Raw genomic sequence first — 20,204 nt, 5'->3', positions numbered from 1 at the left:
CCCGCCGCAGCATCGGCGGCGTCGTCGCTGCTGATCGCCGGTGCGTCGGCGGGCGACGGTTCATGCGCCATGATCGCGTCCTGCTTAAACACGTCAAAGGCGTCTGCGGCCTCGTCACGCTCGACAAAGGCGATCTTGAGCGAGGTGAGCAGATCGAGCGGCGATGCGATATTTTCCATATGCTCACGGTAGGCACAGGCCCGCGAATGGCAAGCGCGATCGCGTCTCGGCACGGCAAGTCCGTCGCTCGCTGGCCACGGCGCGCCGCTCGTCCCGAAGCGGGGCAGCCTATTGTACGATCAATCTCGTCCGCGTCTCTTGACGATCGGGCAATGGCCTATACGATAGCGGTAACATGAGTGGAGAGGGAAATTGATGTCGCATATCGCCGCGCCGGTCCTGTCGGCGTTGCCTGCGGACTGGCGCAACGCGCTGCTGCTTGGCCGGGTTGATCTCGGCGACGGCCCCACGCCGATATTGGTCAGCCGCGGTGACGTCTTCGACATGTCCCGCGTCGCGCCGACCGTGTCGGCGCTCGTCGCGGGCGGCACGTTCGACACTGCCGCCGGCCAGTCGCTCGGCACGCTCGAATCGCTCGACCTGTCCGCGGCGGTCGATGCGCCTGCGCGCCTGCTGAGCCCGATCGACCTGCAATGCGTCAAGGCCGCCGGCGTGACGTTCGCGGTGTCCGCGATCGAGCGCGTCATCGAGGAGCGTGCGCGGGGCGATGCCTCCAAGGCGGTCGAAGTGCGTGGCCGGCTCGAAGCCCGGATCGGCGGCAGCGTCCGTTCGGTCGTGCCGGGCTCCGCCGAGGCGGCGGCGCTCAAGGCGGCGCTGATCGAGGACGGGATGTGGTCGCAATATCTCGAGGTCGCGATCGGCCCCGATGCGGAGATCTTCACCAAGAGCCCGACGCTCTCGACCGTCGGCTGGGGTGGCCCGATCGGGATCCGGTCCGATTCGACGTGGAACAACCCCGAACCCGAAGTCGTGCTGCTAGTCGATGCAGACGGCGCGATCGTCGGCGCGACGCTCGGCAACGACGTCAACCTGCGCGATTTCGAGGGCCGCTCCGCACTGCTGCTGAGCAAGGCCAAGGATAATAACGCCTCCTGCTCGATCGGGCCGTTCATCCGCCTGTTCGACGAAGACTTCTCGCTCGACGACGTCCGCGCGAGCGACGTGACGCTCAAGATCGAGGGCGAGGACGGCTATGTGCTCGACGGGCATAGCTCGATGCGCGAGATCAGCCGCGACCCGACCGATCTCGTCACGCAGGCGATGAGCGAGCATCATTACCCGGACGGCTTCGTCCTGTTCCTCGGCACGCTGTTCGCCCCCACCAAGGACCGCGACGAACCCGGCCGCGGCTTCACGCACAAGATGGGCGACATCGTCACCATCTCGAACCCGAAGCTCGGCGCGCTCGTCAACCGTGTCACCACGTCGCGCGATGCGCCCGCATGGACGCTGGGCATCGGCGGCCTGATGGCCAATCTCGCGCGTCGCAACCTTCTAAACGCATGACCTACGATCAGACGGAGACTCCCGTGTTGCAGCAGACCAGCGCCGGTGAAGGCCGTGCCATCTATCCCAGTCTCGCCGGCAAGCGGGTCCTCGTGACCGGTGGGGGTTCGGGCATCGGCGCGGGTCTGGTCGAGGCGTTCGTCGCCCAGGGTGCGCGCGTCGCGTTCGTCGACGTCGCCGACGAACCCAGCCAGGCACTGCTCGAACGCCTCGCTGTCGATGCGGCCCATGTGCCGATCTATCATCGCTGCGACCTGACCGACATCGATCAGCTTAAGGACGTTTTCGGTAAGCTCGAGCAGGCGCTCGGCGGGATCGACATCCTGATCAACAATGCGGGCAATGACGACCGGCACGGCGTCGACGAGGTCACGCCCGCTTATTGGGACGAGCGGCTGAACGTCAATCTTCGGCACCAGTTCTTTGCAGCCCAGGCCGTCGTCCCTGCGATGAAGCGCGCCGGCGGCGGCACGATCCTCAACTTCGGGTCGATCAGCTGGCATCTCGCGCTGCCCGATCTGGTCCTGTACCAGACGTGCAAGGCAGCGATCGAGGGCCTGACCCGCGGCCTCGCACGCGACCTCGGCCGCGACGGCATCCGGGTCAACACGATCGTCCCGGGCAATGTCCAGACGCCGCGCCAGGAGAAATGGTACACGCCCGAGGGGGAGGCGGAGATCGTCGCCGCCCAATGCCTCGATGGCCGGATCCAGCCGATCGACGTCGCAGCACTCGTGCTGTTCCTCGCGTCGGACGATGCGCGGATGTGCACCGGGCACGATTATTTCATCGATGCGGGCTGGCGCTGAACCATGGATAGCGAAGCCCGTCTGCTGGCCTCGGTCGGCGCCGAACTGGGCGAAGGCCCGGTCTGGTCGGCGCGCGACAAGGCGCTGTGGTTCGTCGATATCAAGGCGCCCTGCGTCTATCGATATGATCCCGCGTCGCATGCGCTCGATCGCTTCGACGCGCCATCGCATGTCGGCTGGATCCTGCCCGCGCAGGACGGCCTGTGGGTCGCCGGGCTCGCCAAGGGCCTCCACCGCTTCGATCCGCGCGACGGCAGCTTCACGCTGATGAACGGCATCGAGGCGGACCTGCCCGACAACCGCCTCAACGACGCCGCGGTCGATCCCGCCGGCAGGATCTGGTTCGGGTCGATGGACAACAGGGAAGTCCACCCGACCGGCCATATCTATCAGTGGCACCGCGGCGCCGTCAGCAGGACCGCCGTGCCGCCCGTCGTCATCACCAACGGCCCTGCCATCTCGCCCGACGGGCGCACCGCCTATCTGGTCGATACGCTGGGCCTGTCGATCGCCGCGCATCCGATCGGTCTCGACGGCACGATCGGCGAGGGTCGCCCGTTCCTCAAGTTCGACGCGAGCAAGGGTTATCCCGACGGCGCGATATGCGACGCCGGCGGTGGCGTTTGGGTCGGATTCTACGGCGGCTGGGCGGCACGACGGTTCGCCCCCGATGGCACGATGACCGACGAAGTGCGCTTTCCCGTCTCGAACGTCACCAAGATCGCGCTGGGCGGGGACGATGGTCGCACCGCCTTTGCGACGACCGCGCGACAGGGACTGTCAGCCGAGCGCCTCGCCTCGCAACCGCTCGCGGGCGACATCTTCACGTTCCGGACCGACATTGGCGGCATTCCCGTCATGCCGGTCAGCTTGGACCTTTAATCTCTAGACCTTGAACACGCCAACAGAGCGTGCATCATCAGGAAGGACGTCACTAATGAACGGCACGGCTACAGCCAGGGCCACGGGCTCACCCACCGATACGGGGGGCGTCAACAGCGCGCTGATCGCCCTCATCGTCGCGGTGGCGACGATCGGGGGCTTCATGTTCGGATATGATTCGGGCGTGATCAACGGCACGCAAAAGGGGATTGAGGCGGCGTTCGACCTCGGCAGACTGGGCATCGGCATCAATGTCGGCGCGATCCTGGTCGGATCGTCAGTCGGCGCATTCGCGGCGGGCCGCCTATCCGACGTGATCGGCCGTCGCAACACGATGATGCTGGCCGCAATCCTGTTCATCGTCAGTGCGCTCGCAGCGGGGGCGGCGAACTCGTCGTTGCTGTTCATCATCGCGCGGATCATCGGCGGGTTCGGCGTCGGCGCCGCCAGCGTGACCTCGCCGGTCTATATCTCGGAAGTCGCACCGGCCAATATCCGCGGACGACTGACCAGCATCCAGCAGGTGATGATCATCTCGGGCCTGACCGGCGCGTTCGTCGCGAATTTCGCGCTCGCCCGGTTCGCCGGCGGCTCGACCGCCGAGTTCTGGCTTGGGTATCAGGCCTGGCGCTGGATGTTCTGGCTTCAGGTGATCCCCGCCACGATCTATTTCGTCGCGCTGTTCTTCATCCCGGAAAGCCCGCGCTACCTCGTCGTGAAGGGCCATGACGCCCGCGCCGAAGTGGTGCTGACCCGTCTGTTCGGCGCGGCCGAGGCCCGCCGCAAGGTGGCCGAGATCCGCTCTTCGCTCGCGGTCGATCACCACAAGCCGCGGCTGTCCGATCTGGTCGACAAGACCACCGGCAAGATCCGTCCGATCCTCTGGGCGGGTATCGGCCTCGCGGTGTTCCAGCAACTCGTCGGCATCAATGTCGTGTTCTATTACGGCGCGACGCTTTGGGAAGCGGTCGGCTTCACCGAGGACAATGCGCTCCAGATCAACATCCTGTCGGGCGTCCTGTCGATCGGTGCCTGCCTCCTGACGATCGCGTTGATCGACCGGATCGGGCGCAAGCCGCTGCTGCTGGTCGGGTCGGCCGGCATGACGGTCACGCTCGGTATCGTTGCCTGGGCCTTCTCGAACGCCGTGCCCGCCGCCTCGGGCGTCGGCGTCACGCTGCCCGGCAATACGGGGCTGATCGCCCTCGTCGCCGCCAATCTCTACGTGATCTTCTTCAACGTCAGTTGGGGGCCGGTGATGTGGGTGATGCTGGGCGAGATGTTCCCGACGCAGATCCGCGGCTCGGCCCTCGCCGTCGCGGGGTTCGCGCAGTGGATCGCAAACGCGCTGATCTCGGTCAGCTTCCCGTCGCTCGTCCTCTCGCCGGGGCTGGCCTTCACCTATCTCGGCTATGCGATCGCCGCGCTCGTCTCGTTCTTCTTCGTCCGCGCCGCGGTCACCGAGACCCGGGGTCGCGAACTCGAAGACATGACCGGCTGAGCCGGACCATGAAAAAGGGCGGGCGGGAGGTGTTCCTCCCGCCCGCCCTTTTTCGGCCTATCGGTGGCGCGCTCGGCGCCTAGTGATTGTGCCGCGGCGTCTTCGCGGCAATCCCGCGATACTTCACCGCAAAGTCCAGCACCCCGCCCTGCGCCAGCTGCCCCGTCTTTTCACGGTACAGTTCCTCCCAGGGCGAGTTGCTCGGCGGGATCGGCGGCGCAGGCTCGGTCTTGCGACGGGCGATCTCGTCTGCATCGACCAGCGCGTCGCAGGTCCCCGCGACCAGATCGATCCGGATCATATCCCCGTCACGCAGCCAAGCGAGTCCGCCACCGACCGCGCTTTCGGGCGACACGTTAAGGATCGACGGGCTGTCCGACGTGCCCGACTGGCGTCCGTCGCCCAGCGTCGGCAACGTCAGGATCCCCTGCTGGATCAGGGCGTCTGGCGGCTGCATGTTGACCACCTCGGCCGATCCGGGCCAGCCGATCGGACCGGATCCGCGGATCACCAGGATGCACCGCTCGTCGATCCCCAGCGCGGGGTCGTTGATGCGGTGGTGATAATCGTCCGACCCGTCGAACACGACCGCGCGGGCCTCGAACCGGTTCTCCGCCCCCGGCGTCGAGAGATAGCGCGCGCGGAAGGAGTCGGAGATCACCGACGTCTTCATGATCGCATGATCGAACAGATTGCCCTTGAGCACCAGGAACCCGGCATGCTCCATCAGCGGCGCGTCGAGCGTGCGGATCATCTCGCGGTCCCGCGTCACCCGACCCGTCAGATTGTCGCCCAGGCTCTGCCCGGTGATCGTCAGGCAGCTCGTGTCGAGCAGCCCCGACTCGGCCAGCTCGTGCATCACCGCAGGCACCCCGCCCGCGCGGTGGAAGCGCTCGCCGAGATACTTGCCCGCCGGCTGCATGTTGACGATCAGCGGCACGTCATAGCCGTGCGTCGACCAGTCACTCATGTCGAGCGCGACCCCGGCATGCTGCGCCATCGCCATGATGTGCGGCTGCGCGTTGCTCGACCCACCGATCGCGCTGACGACGCGGATCGCGTTCAGAAAGGCTTCGCGCGTCAGGATCTTCGACGGGCGAAGATCCTCATAGGCCATGTCGACGATCCGGCGTCCGGTCTCGAACGCCATCTGGCCGCGTTCGCGGTACGGCGCGGGGATCGCGGCGCACCCGGTCAGCGACAGGCCGAGCGCCTCGGCGACGGCGTTCATCGTCGAGGCCGTCCCCATCGTGTTGCAATGTCCGGCCGATGGCGCGCTGTCGGTGGCGCGGGCCAGGAACTCCTCCTCGTCGATCTCGCCCGCGGCCAGCTTGCGCCGGCTGCGCCAGATCACGGTGCCCGAGCCGACGAGTTCGCCATCATGCCATCCGTCGAGCATCGGCCCGCCCGACAGGACGATCGCGGGAATGTCGACGGTCGACACCGCCATGATCCCCGCGGGGGTCGTCTTGTCGCATCCCGTGGTCAGCACGACCGCATCGATCGGATAGCCGTACAGCGTCTCGACCAGCGTCATATAGGCGAGGTTGCGGTCGAGCGCCGCGGTCGGGCGACGGCAATTCTCGAAGATCGGGATCGTTGGGAATTCCATCGGGATCCCGCCCGCGGCGATGATCCCGTCGCGCGTCCGCTTGGCGAGCTCGACATGGATGCGGTTGCAGGGCGACAGGTCGCTGCCGGTCTGCGCGATCCCGATGATCGGCTTGCCACAGCGCAGCTCGGCGGGCGTGAGCCCGTAATTCATGAAGCGTTCGAGATAGAGCGCCGTCATGTCCGAGCGGGCGGGGTCGGCGAACCAGTCGCGCGAACGAAACGGCCGTGCCGGTACGCGATCCAAAGCTTCTCTCCTCCAAGTCAATCCGATAGCGCTACCTTTACCGGCCGAACAGTCAAGCTCGGCGCGACACTTGGCGACGAAACAGCCGCCGCAACGGGATCGCCGTACGACGACTTGAGGTTCACGCCGATTGTAACACGCGTGCAACATGGCGGATTGACGCTCGATCGTGAAGCTGTTGAAACCGGTACATAATCGTGCGGGTCGGGAGAGCCGGAATGCGACAGGTCACAGGCATGTATGCCATATCGCCACGATCGCCGTCGGGCGAGCCGTGTGCCGGATACGCCATCCCCGGGCCACCCCGGTCGACCGGCATCCTGGTGAACCTCGTCCGGTGACACCGCGGCAGATCGATCTCGTCCGCGACAGCTTCGTCCATATCCTGTTCGCGGCGGACGAAGCCTCGACGATCTTCTACGACCGGCTCTTCGCGCTCGCCCCGGAATCCCGTGCGCTGTTCACGAACGACCGCATTGTCCAAGGCAGGCTCTTCATGCAGACGCTCGCCAAGATCGTCACCGGGCTGACCGCGTTCGAGGCGATGGGTCCTGAACTGAGGGCGCTGGGCCGACGCCATGTCGCGTATGGCGCCAAGGATCATCACTACGCCATTATCGGCGACTCGTTGCGCCATGTCGTCGCGCATTTCGCCGGCGCGGATTTCGATCCTGATACCGACCGAGCCTGGCAGGACGCCTATGATCTGGTCGCGCGGGTGATGATCGAAGCGAGCCACGAGCACCACGTCTAGCGGGTCCGGACGGGTCGCGAACCACGCGCCGCCGGCATCACCCCAGGCGGTCCGGGGCCACCGGCGCATAGCGCGGCACGACGAGATGAATGACGGCGAGCGCGACGAGATAGGCACAGGCCGCAACGATGAAGATCGGTTGATAGCTGCCGACGGTCTCGAGGATGCGACCCGCGAACTTCGCCATCAGCATGCCTCCGATCGCGCCCGAAAGGCCCCCCAGCCCCACCACCGACCCCGTCGCCCAGCGCGGCAGCAAATCGCCCGGCAGCGCATAGAGATTGGCCGAGAACCCCTGATGCCCGGCACAGGCCACGCCGATCATCAGCACCGCCCACCACATGCTCGGCACCTGGGTCGCGAACGCGATCGGCACCGCACACAGGGCGCAGGCGAACATCGCGGTCTTGCGCGCGCGATTGACGCTGTAGCCGCGCCCGATCAACCGCGACGAGAACCAGCCGCCCCCCACCGACCCGACATCGGCGAGCAGATAGACCGCAATCAGCGGCGGGCCGAAGGCGAGCATCGTCACGCCATATTGCCGGTTGAAGAAGTCCGGCAGCCAGAACAGGAACGTCCACCACACCGGGTCGATGAGGAACCGCCCGAGGATATAGGCCCAGGTCTGACGTTGCCGCAGCAGTGTCCACCACGCGACGGGCCGACCGGGTTCGACCGGCTCGCTCTCGATATAGGCGAGCTCCTCGGCCGTGACCCGGGGATGCTCGCGGGGGCGGCGGTAGAAGCCGAGCCAGACGATCAGCCATATGAGCGTGAGCAGCCCGGTCAGGATGAACGCCCAGCGCCAGCCCATCGTCACCGCGATGATCGGCACCAGCAACGGCGTGAGGATCGCGCCGACGTTCGACCCGGCGTTGAAGATGCCGATCGCAAGCGCCCGCTCGCGCCGCGGAAACCATTCGTTGGTCGCGGCGATCGCGGCGGGGAAGGTCCCGGCCTCGCCGAGCGCGAGCGGAATCCGCGCGAGGATCATCCCGCTGGTCGAGGTGAAGAAGACGTGGCCGACATGGCCAAGCGTCCACAGCGCCACCGCGAGCGCATACCCGATCCGCGCGCCGAGCCGGTCGATCAGCCGGCCGAAGACGAGATAGCTCAGCCCGTACGCCGCCTGGAACCAGATGGCGAGATCGGCATAGCCCGTCTCGCTCCAGCCATAGCGTTGCTGCAGATCGGGCTTGAGCGTCGGCAGGACGAGCCGGTCGACATAGCTCAGCACCACCGCCGCGAACAGCAGCGCGCAGACGATCCACCGGACCCGGCCCCGCGGCTGTACGACGTCGGCGGGGCTCGATCCGTCGGCGCTCACCAGTTGCACAGCGTGCCGTCTTCGAGCCGCGCGACCGGAAGATAGGCGCGCCGATAGTCATGGGTTTCGGCCAGCGCCTCGTCGATGTCGACGCCGAGGCCCGGCGCCTCCCCCGGATGCATCATGCCCGCGTCGAAGCGATAGGCATGCGGAAAGACCGCGTCGGTCTCGTCCGTGTGCGGCATATGCTCCTGGATCCCGAAATTGGGGACGGAGAGCCCGAAATGCAGCGCGGCGGCCATCGCCACGGGGGACAGGTCGGTCGCGCCGTGGCACCCGGTCCGGATATGATAGAGGTCGGCGAGCGCGGCGATCCGGCGCAGGTGCGTGATGCCGCCTGCATGTACGACGGTGGCGCGGATATAGTCGATCAGCTGGTGCTCGATCAGATCCTTCGCGTCCCAGATCGAATTGAACACCTCCCCCACCGCGATCGGCGTCGTCGTGTGGTGACGGATCATCTTGAACGCCTCCTGGTTCTCGGCAGGCGTCGGGTCCTCCATCCAGAACAGGTTATAGGGTTCAAGTGCCTTGCCGAGACGCGCCGCCTCGATCGGGGTGAGCCGGTGATGGATATCGTGGAGCAGGTGGACGTCCCAGCCCATCGCCTCGCGCGCCGCCTTGAACAGCTCGGGGACGACGCGGAGGTATTTCTCGGTCGACCACACGCTTTCGCTGGGCAGATCCGCATCGGCGGGTTCGTAGCGCGCGCCGTGCTTCGCGACGCCATAGGTCGAGGCGAGTCCGGGCACGCCGCATTGCAGCCGGATCGCCTTGTAGCCCTTGGCCTGTTCCGCCTTCGCGACCGCGATCGTGTCCTCGATCGTCGTGCCATTGGCGTGCGCATAGACCATGCACGCGTCGCGAGCGGCCCCGCCGAGCAGCTGATAGACCGGCATGCCCGCCAGCTTGCCCTTGATGTCCCACAGGGCCGTGTCGACCGCGGCGATCGCCGCCATAGTGACCGGGCCACGCCGCCAATAGGCGCCCTTGTAGAGAAACTGCCAGACGTCCTCGATCCGGTGCGCGTCGCGACCGATCAGGCAGGGCACGACATGATCGCTGAGATAGCTCGCGACGCTGAGTTCGCGACCGTTGAGCGTCGCGTCGCCGAGCCCGGTGGTGCCGTCGTCGCACTCGATCTTGAGGGTGACGAAGTTGCGCCCGGGGCATGTCACGATGACGCGGGCATTGACGATCCTGGGCATGACGATCCTTCAGGCGATTTCGAGAATAACGGTCTTGAGGCGCGTCGAGTCGGCACCAACGGAAATGTCGAACAGACCCGGCTCGACCACCTCGCGCATCGTGATGTCGAAGAACCGGAACGCGTCCGGGCCGAGCGTGAACTGGACCGTCCGGCGCTCGCCGGGGGCCAGCGTCACGCGTTCGAAGCCCTTGAGCTCGAGGATTGGCCGCGCGACGGACGATACCTGATCGCGCACATAGAGCTGGACGACCTCGTCGCCCGCGCGCGCACCGACATTGGCGATGTCGACCGAGACGGTGACACTAGCCGCGATCCCGATCTTCGCCGACGACAGGCGCGGCGCACCGATCTCGAACTTGGTGTAGCTGAGCCCGAAGCCGAACGGGAACAGCGGCGCGGTCGTGTCGAACAGATAGCCGCGACGCGCCGAAGGCTTGGCGTCGTAGAAGACCGGCAGCTGCCCCGTCGACCGCGCGACCGTCACCGGAAGCTTCGCACCCGGGTTGATGTCCCCGAACAGCGCCTCCGCGATCGCGGTGCCCCCCTCCTGCCCGACATACCAGCATTCGAGCACCGCATTGGCCTGCGCCGTCACGCTCGGCCAGGATGGCGGGCGCCCGTTGATCGCGACCACGATGACGGGCTTCCCCGTCGCCTTCATCGCCGCGAACAGCGCATTCTGCTCGCCAAGCAGGTCGAGACTGGTGCGATCGCCGAGATGCGTCTTGGCATAGCCCTCCCGGCTCGTCTGTTCGGTGTCGCCGACCGCGAGCAGGATGACGTCCGCGGTGCTGGCGACGGTAACCGCCTCGGCGATCAGATCCCGGTTGCGCGCCGGATCGGCCAGCAGCACTTCGTTGGCGGAGCGGTCCTCGCTCTGCGTGATGAAGACGCCCTGCGCATGAACGACTTCGGCCTTGCCCTTCAACCGCGCACGAACCCCCTCGAGCAGCGACACGGTCGCCTTGGGGATCGACGAATAGCCACCGAGCCGGGCGACGGCCGCGTTCGGACCGATCACGGCGACGCGCTTGTGCGTCCCCGGGCTGAGCGGCAGGACACCGTCGTTGACGAGCAGCGCGATCGATCGCCGCGCCGCCTCGAGCGCCAGCGCGCGCGCCTCCGCATTGCCGGTCATCCGCGCCGCCGCCTGCGGATCGACGATCGCCTGTTCGAACATCCCCGAGCGCATCTTCAGTGTCAGCATCCGGCGGCACGCGGCATCGACTGCCTCGATCGCTACCCGACCCGCACGCACCTGATCGGCGAGCGAGCGATAGGCCTCGCCGTCCGGCAGGTCGGAATCGACGCCCGCCGCCAATGCGAGGCGCGCCGCTTCAGCCTTGTCCGCGGCGATGTGATGCAGCGACGCAAGTTCGCCGATCGCCGCATAATCGCTGACGATCGCGCCGTCGAAGCCCCATTCGCCGCGCAGCACGTCGTTCAGCAGCCAGCGATTGGCATGGCTCGGGACACCGTCGATCTCGTTGTACGACGGCATCACCGCGCCGATCCCGGTCCGCGCGACGACTGCGCGAAACGGCGGGAAGAAATTCTCGCGCAGTTCGCGTTCGGCGATCGGTGCGGGGGCGACATTCTCGCCGCTTTCGGGCTGGCCATGCCCGGTCATGTGCTTGAGCGTCGCGAACACCTTGCCGGGTGCCAGCGTCTTGCCCTCGCCCTGCAGGCCGATCACCGCCGCGACGCCCATTTCCCCGCACAGATAGGGGTCCTCGCCGAACGTCTCCTCGATCCGGCCCCAGCGGGGGTCACGGGCGATGTCGACGACCGGCGACAGCGCCAGCACCGTGCCATGCGCCCGCACCTCGCGCGCGATCACCGCGTTGACCCGGCGGACGAGGTCGCGATCGAACGATCCCGCCAGCGCGATCGCCTGCGGGAAGCTGGTCGCCTCCGGCGCCATGAAGCCGTGCAGCGCCTCCTCGTGGAACAGGATCGGAATACCAAGCCGCGTGCGGGTCGTCGCCCAGCGCTGCGCCGCGTTGACGAACGCGATTGTATCCGCCGGCGCACGCCAGCGGCCGGTAACGGCGGCGGCCGTGTTGGCCGCGGTCGCCGCACCGCCACGGTCGGACGGCCGCGCGATCTGGCCGATGCCGTTGGGATAGGCCGTATCGGCGCGCGCCGGGTCGAAACGCAGCGCATCATCCATCACCTGGCGCTTCGTCGTCGACAGCGTGATCAGCTGCGCCACCTTCTCGTCGAGCGTCATCCGCGCCATGAGATCGCGAACCCGCAGGTCGACGGGCGCGCGCGCATCGCGGTAGACGGGAGACTCCTTGGCGGCGCCGGCCATTCCAGGGGCCAGGCCGGACGTCAAAGTCGCGAGCGACGCCGAACCCATCCAGCGGAGCATGCCGCGGCGACTGGTCGCGATTGTCCTGAAACTCGTGCCGGTCACCCATCGTCTCCTGTCTTCAAACGCGGCATTGCTGTCGATGCCGTCATCGTGATAGCGATAACATGTTCGACAAGCAGACCCGTTGTCAATGCGGGAGGCTGTGCCGGGAGAGGAAAGAATGATGCGAGTGCGTTGGCTTTGCGTGGCGGTCGCGGTTGCGATGGCGAGTACGACCGGGGCGCAGGCGGAGGACGGTTACGACCTCTGGATGCGTTACCGTCCCCTGGCGAAAGAGGCGGCGACGGCGCTCGACCGGGATGCCGAATCGGTCGAAGTGCGCGGCCAGTCGGCGACGTTGCGCGTCGCCGCGGACGAGCTTCGCCGCGGTCTCGCGGGGCTGACCGGACACGCTCTTGCCATGGGTCCGAGCCCGCATCCGATCCTGCTGGCGACCTCGGCGGACGGTGACGTCGGCCGGCTCGGGCTGCCGCTGAACGACCTTGGCGACGAAGGCTACATTGTGCGGCAGGTGCGTCTCGGCGGCCGCGACGTCACGCTGGTGACGGGGCGTACCGACCGCGGCGTGCTCTACGGCAGCTTCGCGCTGCTGCGCCACATCCAGACCGGCGGGCGGATCGACCGGATCGCGCTCGCCTCGGCACCGCGAGTGAAGCTGCGCGTGCTGAACCACTGGGACAATCTCGATGGCGTGGTCGAGCGCGGCTATGCCGGCCAGTCGCTCTGGGACTGGTGGACGCTCCCCGACTTCAAGGATCCCCGCTACACCGACTATGCGCGCGCCAATGCGTCGATCGGCATCAACGGCACGGTTCTCAACAACGTCAACGCCAAGCCCGACAGCCTGTCCGCCAGCTATATCGCCAAGGCGGCCGCGCTCGCCGATGTCTTCCGCCCCTATGGCATCAAGGTCTATCTGTCGGCCCGCTTCTCGGCGCCGATCGAGCTTGGCAAACTGAAGACGGCGGACCCGCTCGATCCGCAGGTCGCGGCGTGGTGGAAGGCGAAGAGCGACGAGATCTACCGCGCGATTCCGGATTTCGGCGGCTTTCTCGTCAAGGCCAATAGCGAGGGGCAGCCGGGGCCGCGCGACTATCACCGCAGCCACGCCGACGGCGCGAACATGCTCGCAGCGGCAGTCGCACCGGGTGGCGGCATCGTGATGTGGCGGGCGTTCGTCTATGCCGACACCGACTCGGACGACCGCGCGAAACAGGCCTATACCGAGTTCAAGCCGCTCGACGGCAAGTTCGCCGCCAACGTCATCGTCCAGGTCAAGAACGGCGCGATCGACTTTCAGCCGCGCGAGCCGTTCCATCCGCTGTTCGGGGCAATGCCCAGGACACCGCTGATGCTCGAGTTTCAGATCACGAAGGAATATCTCGGCTTTGCGACGCACCTCGCCTATCTCGGGCCGCTCTTCGCCGAGACGCTGGGCAGCGAGACCTTCGCCGGCGGCAAGCGCGCGACGGTCGCCCAGATCGTCGAGGGCGGCGGCAATCGCCACGCGCTGACCGGCATGGCGGGGGTCGCCAATATCGGCCGCGACCGCGACTGGGCCGGATCGACGTTCAATCAGGCGAACTGGTTCGCGTTCGGGCGGATGGCCTGGGATCCGACGATCGGTGCACAGCCGGTTGCGCGCGAATGGGCGGCGATGACCTTCGGGCCGAACCCCGCGATCGTCGCACCGGTGACGGACATGATGATGGGCTCGCGCGAGGCGGTGGTCGACTATATGACGCCGCTCGGGCTCGCGCACGTCATGGCGACGGGCCATCATTATGGCCCCGGCCCGTGGGTCGCCGACCTGAAGCGTCCGGAATGGAATCCTGTCTATTATCACCGCGCGGACAAGGCCGGAATCGGCTTCGACCGGACGCGCACCGGTAGCAACGCCGTCGCGCAATATGCGCCAGAGCTTGCCCGCCGTCTGGCCGATCCAGCGACGACGCCGGAGCGTGACCTGCTGTGGTTCCATCACGTGTCATGGGACCGGCCGATGGCATCGGGGCGCAGCCTCTGGGCCGAGATGGTCCATGATTATGATCGCGGCGTCGGCTATGTCGCGGACATGCGCCAGCGCTGGGACGGATTGCGCGGCCAGGTCGATGCCGAACGCTGGGCCAAGACCGCGACCTATCTGGGGATACAGGAGCGCGAGGCGCGGTGGTGGCGCGATGCCAGCCTCGCCTATTGGATGTCGGTGAACGGCCGGTCGCTGCCGGCCGGCGCCGCTGCCCCCGCGCATGACCTCGACTGGTACAAGGCGCAGCACGCCGCCTTTGCCCCGGGCAACCCGCAATGAGCGGCCTTATGGAGAAAGCGCTGACGGTAGGATCTTCGGTAGCCAGGCCGACGGCGTGGTTGTTGGCAGCATTGCTCGCGACCGGCGCGGATGCCCAGCGCGCCGCGCCGACTCAGCGGTGGACCGGGAGCTGGGGCTCTGCGCAGATGATCGCGACCGGCGACAATGCGCTGCCGGCCGACCGCGCCGGCGCGATCACGCTCCGACAGGTCGTCCGTCTGTCGGCTGGCGGCACACAGGTCCGCGTGCGGCTGTCCAACGCGTTCGGCACGCACCCGCTCAGGATCGGCGCGGCGCATATTGCACGGCCGACCGCTCTCGGCACCGCGCGTATCGCGGGCGGCACGACGCTTCGCTTTGCCGGTCAGATGACGGCGGTCATCCCGGCGGGTGGGGAGATTTATTCGGATCCGGTCGCGCTCGCGCTCGCGCCCGGGGCCGACCTCGCCGTCAGCCTCTATCTGCCCGATCCCACCACGCCCCAGACCGGGCATCCCGGTGCGCGGGCCACCAGCTTCACGGTCGCGGGCAATCACGTCGCCGACCCGCTTCTCGCAGGCGCGACCGCGACACCGCACTGGTATGCGCTCGCCGATGTCGAGGTGGCGGGGCCCCGCGTCGCCCAGGTCACCGGCGCGGCACGCCCGACGACGATCGTCACGATCGGCGATTCGATCACCGATGGCTATGGCGTCGCCCCGGAACGCAACACCCGCTGGCCCGACATCCTCGCCGAACGGCTGCGCGCGGCACCGGCGACACGCCCGCTCGGCGTCGTCAATGCCGGCATCGGCGGCAACCGGATATTGCTCGACGGGCTCGGTCCCAACCTTGTTGCCCGGTTCGACCGCGACGTGATCGCGCGCAGCGGCGTCGGCTGGGCGATCCTGCTCGAAGGGGTGAACGATCTCGGCGTCTTGACGCGCGACGCTCCGGCATCGCCCGAAGACCATGCGGCGCTCGTCGCGCAACTGACCGCCGGCTTCCGCCAGCTGGCCGACCGCGCGCATGCACATGGTATCAAGATCATCGGCGGCACGGTGATGCCGTTCGGCGGCAATGACTATTATCACCCGGACGCCGCGCTCGAGGCCGATCGCCAGGCGGTCAACAGCTTCATCCGCAACTCGGGCGTCTTCGATGCGGTGATCGACTTCGACCGGGTGATGCGCGATCCGCGCCGTCCCGACCGTCTCGCGCCGGCGTTCGACTCAGGCGATCATCTTCACCCGTCCGAAGCGGGCTATCGGGCGATGGGTGCCGCGGTGCCGCTCGCGCTGTTCACCACGCCGCAGCGCTGAGCACGCGCCCGGCATGACGGTCGCGCCGGTCCCCCGCCTGTGCCGCCGGACCGGGTGATCAGTTCGCCCGTTCCTGCGGTTGGTCCGAACCTGCCTGAACAGGCCCCGCCCCGCTTTCCAATGACGGGGCAGGTCTCTCCCTGTCTCAAGTATTAAATAATCATATTTAAGTTATTTTATCGGCTATGGCTTTACTGCCACTGTGTCTAAAATACGCGACACAGAATACAGATTACCGTTGACAGTATTCGTGCCCATGGTAGCCCTATCACACACCGCCAATAAGAGCGGTTTCGGAAGGGCTGCGGTCATGCCGCAAAGGGGGAGAGAATGATGAGGGGTTCGTCCATACTCAATGCACTCGTGCGTTCGAGTTCGATTGCCACAGTTGCCGTTTGCCTGCTGAATCCGGCACAGACCTTCGCGCAAATGGCGCCAGGCACCGAGACAGGGTCGCCTGCGACTGCCGCGCAGCCAGCGCTTCCGGCGACATCCACCGCGCAAGACGCAGGGCAGACCGCGAGCCAGGATCCACAATCGGCCCCCGGGGACGAGATCGTCATCACCGGCATCCGCGCCAGCCTTGGTCGCGCTATCGACATCAAGCGCAACTCGGCCGGCGTCGTCGACGCCATCTCGGCCGAGGATATCGGCAAGTTCCCCGACACCAACCTCGCGGAATCGCTGCAGCGCGTCACCGGCGTCTCGATCAGCCGCGCCAACGGCGAAGGCTCGCAGGTTGCCGTCCGCGGCTTCAGCGGCGGCTTCAACCTCGTCACCCTGAACGGCCGCCAGCTTCCGGCGACCAGCATCGACACGAGCACCGGCAACGCGTTTGCGACCGGTACGGGTCGTTCGTTCGATTTCCAGAATCTCGCATCCGAGGGTGTCGCCACGCTCGAGGTCTACAAGACCGGCCGCGCCAACATCCCGTCGGGCGGCATCGGTGCGGCGATCAACGTCGTCACCCGCCGACCGCTGTCGTCGAGCGAGAGCGGCCTTTCGGGGTCGATCGGTGCCAAGGGGCTGTATGACAGCTCGGTCGAGAAGGCGGAAGGCGATCTGAGCAAGATCACGCCAGAGCTGTCCGGCCTCATCAACTACAAGAACCCGAACGAAACCTTCGGCGTCAATGTGTTCGGCAGCTATCAGCTGCGCGAATCCGCTTCGGTTCAGTCCAACCCCAATTACTGGAACATCGTGCCGCTGGCCGATTTCCTCAACACGGCGGGCGCCTATATCCGGCCGACGACGGTGATCACCAATCGCCCGACGACTGAATATGTCCAGATACCGAACGACAGCCGGTACCAGTTCTCCGAGAACCGCCGCGAGCGTCTGAACGGCCAGGCCAACATCCAGTTCAAGCCGTCCGACCGGTTCGAAATCTCGATCGACGGCATGTATGCCCGGAACAAGCTGAGCGAAGAGCGCAGCGAGCAGACCAACTGGTTCCAGCGCCCATTCACCGAAGTCACCTTCGACGACAACAAGCAGATGCAGAGCGCGGTGATCCTCGCCGAGTCGATCCAGGCGGACAAGGGTTACGAGCAGCAGCGTTTCGCGACCAAGACCGAGCTCTATTCAGTCGGTGGCAATGTGAAGTGGGACTTCACCGACAATCTGCGACTGACGCTCGACGCCAACCATGCCAAGTCGAAGACCAATCCGGATAACGCGAACGGAACCTCGGCGACGACGATCTCGATCGGTGCGCCGGTACGCTCCTCGCACAAGGTCGACTTCACCACCGGCTTCCCGCAGCAGTCCGAGACGATCAACGACTGCACCGCAACCAACGGTGGTCGCGGCGGCAACTGCAACAACACGCTCGACATCGCGGATCTGGGTAGCCAGGTCGCACGGAAGATCACGTCGACCCAGGAAGCCCGGATCAACCAGTTCGGCGGCGACGTCGCCTGGGACCTGGGCGGGGGCAGCAAGTTCAACGTCGGCGGCAACTATATCGACGCGAACATGCGCTCGACCACGGTCAACACGATCCAGACCCTCGGCGACTGGGGCATCACGGATACCGGTCGCGTCGCAGAACTCGCCGGCGATCTCGTCGACACCTTCTGCCTGACCTGCAAGTTCGACAAATATGATCCGAAGTCGACAGGCTCGTCACTGGTCGCCTTCCGCGCCAACGCGGTCGATCTGCTCGACGTCTTCGAGCCTTTCTACGCCGCCCGCGGCAACGCGGTCTCGCCGAGCCCGTCCTCGGACGATACCGTCGGTGAGAAGACCTGGGCGGCCTATGGCCAGATCACCTGGGCCGGTGAACTCGGCGGACGCCGCGCCAATGCGCTGATCGGCGCCCGCTATGAAAAGACGCGGGTCAAGTCGATCGGCATCCAGTCGGTGCCGAGCGGCATTCGCTGGTCGCAGGACAATGACTTCGCGGTCGATGGCGGGCCGCCCAGCGGCGCCGTCACGGTCAAGGCGAGCTACGACAATCTGTTGCCATCGCTCGATTTCAACATCGAACCGATCGACAACGTCATGGCGCGCGCCTCGTTCAGCCGCACGCTCGCCCGTCCCGACTATGGCAACCTCTTTGCCTCCGTCAGCGCCGGGGCGCCGAACCGCCCGACCGCGCTCGGTGCGGCCCCTGCGGGCGCAACGCGTCAGGATCCGGCGCTGTTGCCGCTGGTCTCGGACAATTTCGACGTGTCGCTCGAATGGTATTACAAGCCGACGAGCTTCGTGTCGGTCGGCTTCTTCAACAAGGACGTCCGCAACTTCATCGGCAACCAGGTCACCAGCGGCAATCTGTTCGGACTGCGTGACCCGGGTTCGGGCGCTGCCGGTTCGCGCTCGGGTACCGCGCTGGCCTATCTCCAGGCCAACGGGCTGCCGCTCAGCGACATCAACCTGTTCTCCTACACCGCGTTGCTGACGCAGAATAACGGCAACCAGGCGGCCGCATCCGCCGCGTTCCAGAACAATATCGATCCCGCGACGGGTGGCCTGAGGACGCAGTTCGTCGTCGATCTGGCCAATGCGGTCGATATCGTTGCCGATCCCAACGATCCCCTGTTCGAGTTCGCGATTAGCGGCCCGGTCAACAACCGCGAGGGCAACATCCACGGGTTCGAAGTCGCCTGGACCAACTTCTTCGGTCAGACCGGCTTCGGCTTTGCGGTGTCGTACACCAAGGTCAATGGCGACGTGAACGTCGATCCCTATGCCGATCCCAACGTCAACATCTTCGCACTGACCGGCCTCGGCGACAGCGCGAACCTGACCGGCATCTATGACAAGAACGGGCTTTCGGCGCGTGTCTCGTACAACTGGCGCGACAAATATCTGTCGGGCACCAACCAGGGCGGCAACCGCAACCCGCTCTTCACCGCAGCCTTCGGGACGCTCGACGCGAGCATCAGCTACGACATCGCGCAGAGCTTCTCGATCTCGCTCGAGGCGGTCAATCTGACGAGCGAGCCGTTCCGCCAATATGCCCGCACCGAGACCAATCTGGTCTATGTGCAGGAACTGAAGCCGCGCTTCTATCTGGGCGCGCGCTACCGCTTCTGAGCACAGGCCGGCGTGCGCCTCGGCGCGCGCCGGCCACCGCATCGGACATTGGAAGGGCCGCAGCACCGTGCCGCGGCCTTTTCCTGTTGTCCGTCGCCGCCTGGCTGATAGACCCGGACAAAAAGGGACCGGAGCGGATGAACCCCGTACAGATCAATAATATCGATCATGCCGACCTGCGCGTCAGCCCGCGCGCGGGCGCCGCATTCAATGACGCGGCCAATCAGGCGCTGGTCTTCCCCGCCGAATTCGAGGAACTGCAACGCGAATTCGCAATCGTGTTCCGCCGCCGCGACGAGGGTCTTCAGGCCTATGCGCTGCTGGGGCTCGACCGCGACGAGAATCTCTTTCTCACCGACGACCGCTGGACGAGCCGCTACGTTCCCGCCAGCCACCGGCGCGGTCCCTTCTCCATCGGCATGACCCGGTCCGCACAGGACGATGTCGGCGAGGCGATGTTGCAGGTCGATCTCGACGATCCGCGCGTCGGTGACCCGGCCGGCCTGCCGCTGTTCCTCGAGCATGGCGGCAACACCCCCTATCTCGATCACGTCACCGGCGTGTTGCGGCTGCTGTACGAGGGGATGGGATCCGCGCCCGCCGCCTATGCCGCGCTTGACGAAACCGGCCTGCTCGCGCCGGTCACGCTCACCATCGATGTCAGCGATGAGCGCCGCTACACCGTACCCGACGTGCTCGTCGTCGACCTCGAGCAGCTTGCGGCGCTGAACGGCGCCCCGCTCGAACAACTGCATCGTTCGGGCATCCTGCGGCTCGCCATCCTTGCCGCGTCATCGCTCGGCA

Annotated in this window: 13 protein-coding genes; 9 read left to right on the top strand and 4 right to left on the bottom strand. The window is 66.4% G+C overall.

The annotated features are described in order from the left end of the window. Positions 1 to 375 precede the first annotated feature (375 nt). Genes sphsw_RS13765 through sphsw_RS13750 form a run of 4 tightly spaced genes read left to right on the top strand, consistent with a single transcriptional unit; the run spans position 376 to position 4,719 of the window. Positions 376 to 1,527 carry a fumarylacetoacetate hydrolase family protein gene (locus sphsw_RS13765; protein WP_031441106.1) on the top strand — a complete coding sequence of 384 codons (1,152 nt, stop codon included), beginning with the start codon at positions 376 to 378 and terminating at the stop codon, positions 1,525 to 1,527. A gap of 23 nt (positions 1,528 to 1,550) precedes the next feature. Further along, positions 1,551 to 2,336: an SDR family NAD(P)-dependent oxidoreductase gene (locus sphsw_RS13760; protein WP_031441105.1), complete on the top strand. Its 786-nt coding sequence runs from the start codon at positions 1,551 to 1,553 to the stop codon at positions 2,334 to 2,336. Positions 2,337 to 2,339: 3 nt separating this feature from the next. Beyond that, entirely contained in the window at positions 2,340 to 3,218 is an 879-nt protein-coding gene (locus sphsw_RS13755) for an SMP-30/gluconolactonase/LRE family protein (RefSeq protein ID WP_031441104.1), read from the top strand. A gap of 55 nt (positions 3,219 to 3,273) precedes the next feature. Continuing rightward, the gene (locus sphsw_RS13750) at positions 3,274 to 4,719 is read left to right on the top strand and encodes a sugar porter family MFS transporter (protein ID WP_042467329.1); all 1,446 of its coding nucleotides are present in this window, start codon (positions 3,274 to 3,276) and stop codon (positions 4,717 to 4,719) included. A gap of 79 nt (positions 4,720 to 4,798) precedes the next feature. Here sphsw_RS13750 and sphsw_RS13745 read toward each other — a convergent pair whose 3' ends face one another. Beyond that, the gene (locus sphsw_RS13745) at positions 4,799 to 6,577 is read right to left on the bottom strand and encodes an IlvD/Edd family dehydratase (RefSeq protein WP_031441102.1); all 1,779 of its coding nucleotides are present in this window, start codon (positions 6,575 to 6,577) and stop codon (positions 4,799 to 4,801) included. A 169-nt stretch (positions 6,578 to 6,746) separates the two neighbouring features. Between sphsw_RS13745 and sphsw_RS13740 the strand changes: the two genes are divergently transcribed. After that, positions 6,747 to 7,331, top strand: a complete 585-nt coding sequence (locus sphsw_RS13740) for a globin domain-containing protein (RefSeq protein ID WP_235188398.1) — start codon at positions 6,747 to 6,749, stop codon at positions 7,329 to 7,331. 37 nt (positions 7,332 to 7,368) lie between these two features. Here the strand turns inward: sphsw_RS13740 and sphsw_RS13735 are convergent, their stop codons facing one another. From sphsw_RS13735 to sphsw_RS13725, 3 genes are read right to left on the bottom strand one after another with little or no spacing between them, the layout of a single operon-like run. Then, on the bottom strand, positions 7,369 to 8,670 hold the full coding sequence (locus sphsw_RS13735) for an MFS transporter (RefSeq protein WP_235188397.1): 1,302 nt from the start codon (positions 8,668 to 8,670) through the stop codon (positions 7,369 to 7,371). Further along, positions 8,658 to 9,869, bottom strand: coding sequence for a D-mannonate dehydratase ManD (gene manD, locus sphsw_RS13730; protein ID WP_031441099.1), 1,212 nt, complete (start codon positions 9,867 to 9,869; stop codon positions 8,658 to 8,660). Before manD ends, sphsw_RS13735 begins: the two co-directional genes overlap by 13 nt. A gap of 9 nt (positions 9,870 to 9,878) precedes the next feature. Beyond that, entirely contained in the window at positions 9,879 to 12,248 is a 2,370-nt protein-coding gene (locus sphsw_RS13725) for a glycoside hydrolase family 3 N-terminal domain-containing protein (protein WP_031441098.1), read from the bottom strand. A gap of 166 nt (positions 12,249 to 12,414) precedes the next feature. Between sphsw_RS13725 and sphsw_RS13720 the strand changes: the two genes are divergently transcribed. From sphsw_RS13720 to sphsw_RS13705, 4 genes are all read left to right on the top strand, one after another. Then, positions 12,415 to 14,559, top strand: a complete 2,145-nt coding sequence (locus tag sphsw_RS13720; protein ID WP_031441097.1) for an alpha-glucuronidase family glycosyl hydrolase — start codon at positions 12,415 to 12,417, stop codon at positions 14,557 to 14,559. Positions 14,560 to 14,621: 62 nt separating this feature from the next. Continuing rightward, positions 14,622 to 15,860, top strand: coding sequence for an SGNH/GDSL hydrolase family protein (locus sphsw_RS13715; protein ID WP_031441096.1), 1,239 nt, complete (start codon positions 14,622 to 14,624; stop codon positions 15,858 to 15,860). Positions 15,861 to 16,289: 429 nt separating this feature from the next. Beyond that, complete coding sequence (locus sphsw_RS13710) at positions 16,290 to 19,400, top strand: TonB-dependent receptor (RefSeq protein ID WP_042467328.1); 3,111 nt, start codon at positions 16,290 to 16,292, stop codon at positions 19,398 to 19,400. A 137-nt stretch (positions 19,401 to 19,537) separates the two neighbouring features. Then, positions 19,538 to 20,204: SapC family protein (locus sphsw_RS13705; RefSeq protein ID WP_031441094.1), on the top strand; the 667-nt coding region annotated here is incomplete at its 3' end.

It is taken from the genome of Sphingomonas sp. FUKUSWIS1 (genome assembly GCF_000733135.1).
GTDB lineage: Bacteria > Pseudomonadota > Alphaproteobacteria > Sphingomonadales > Sphingomonadaceae > Sphingomonas > Sphingomonas aerolata.
Note: the sequence above shows the minus strand (reverse complement) of the source record. Positions and strands in the feature narration are given on the sequence as shown.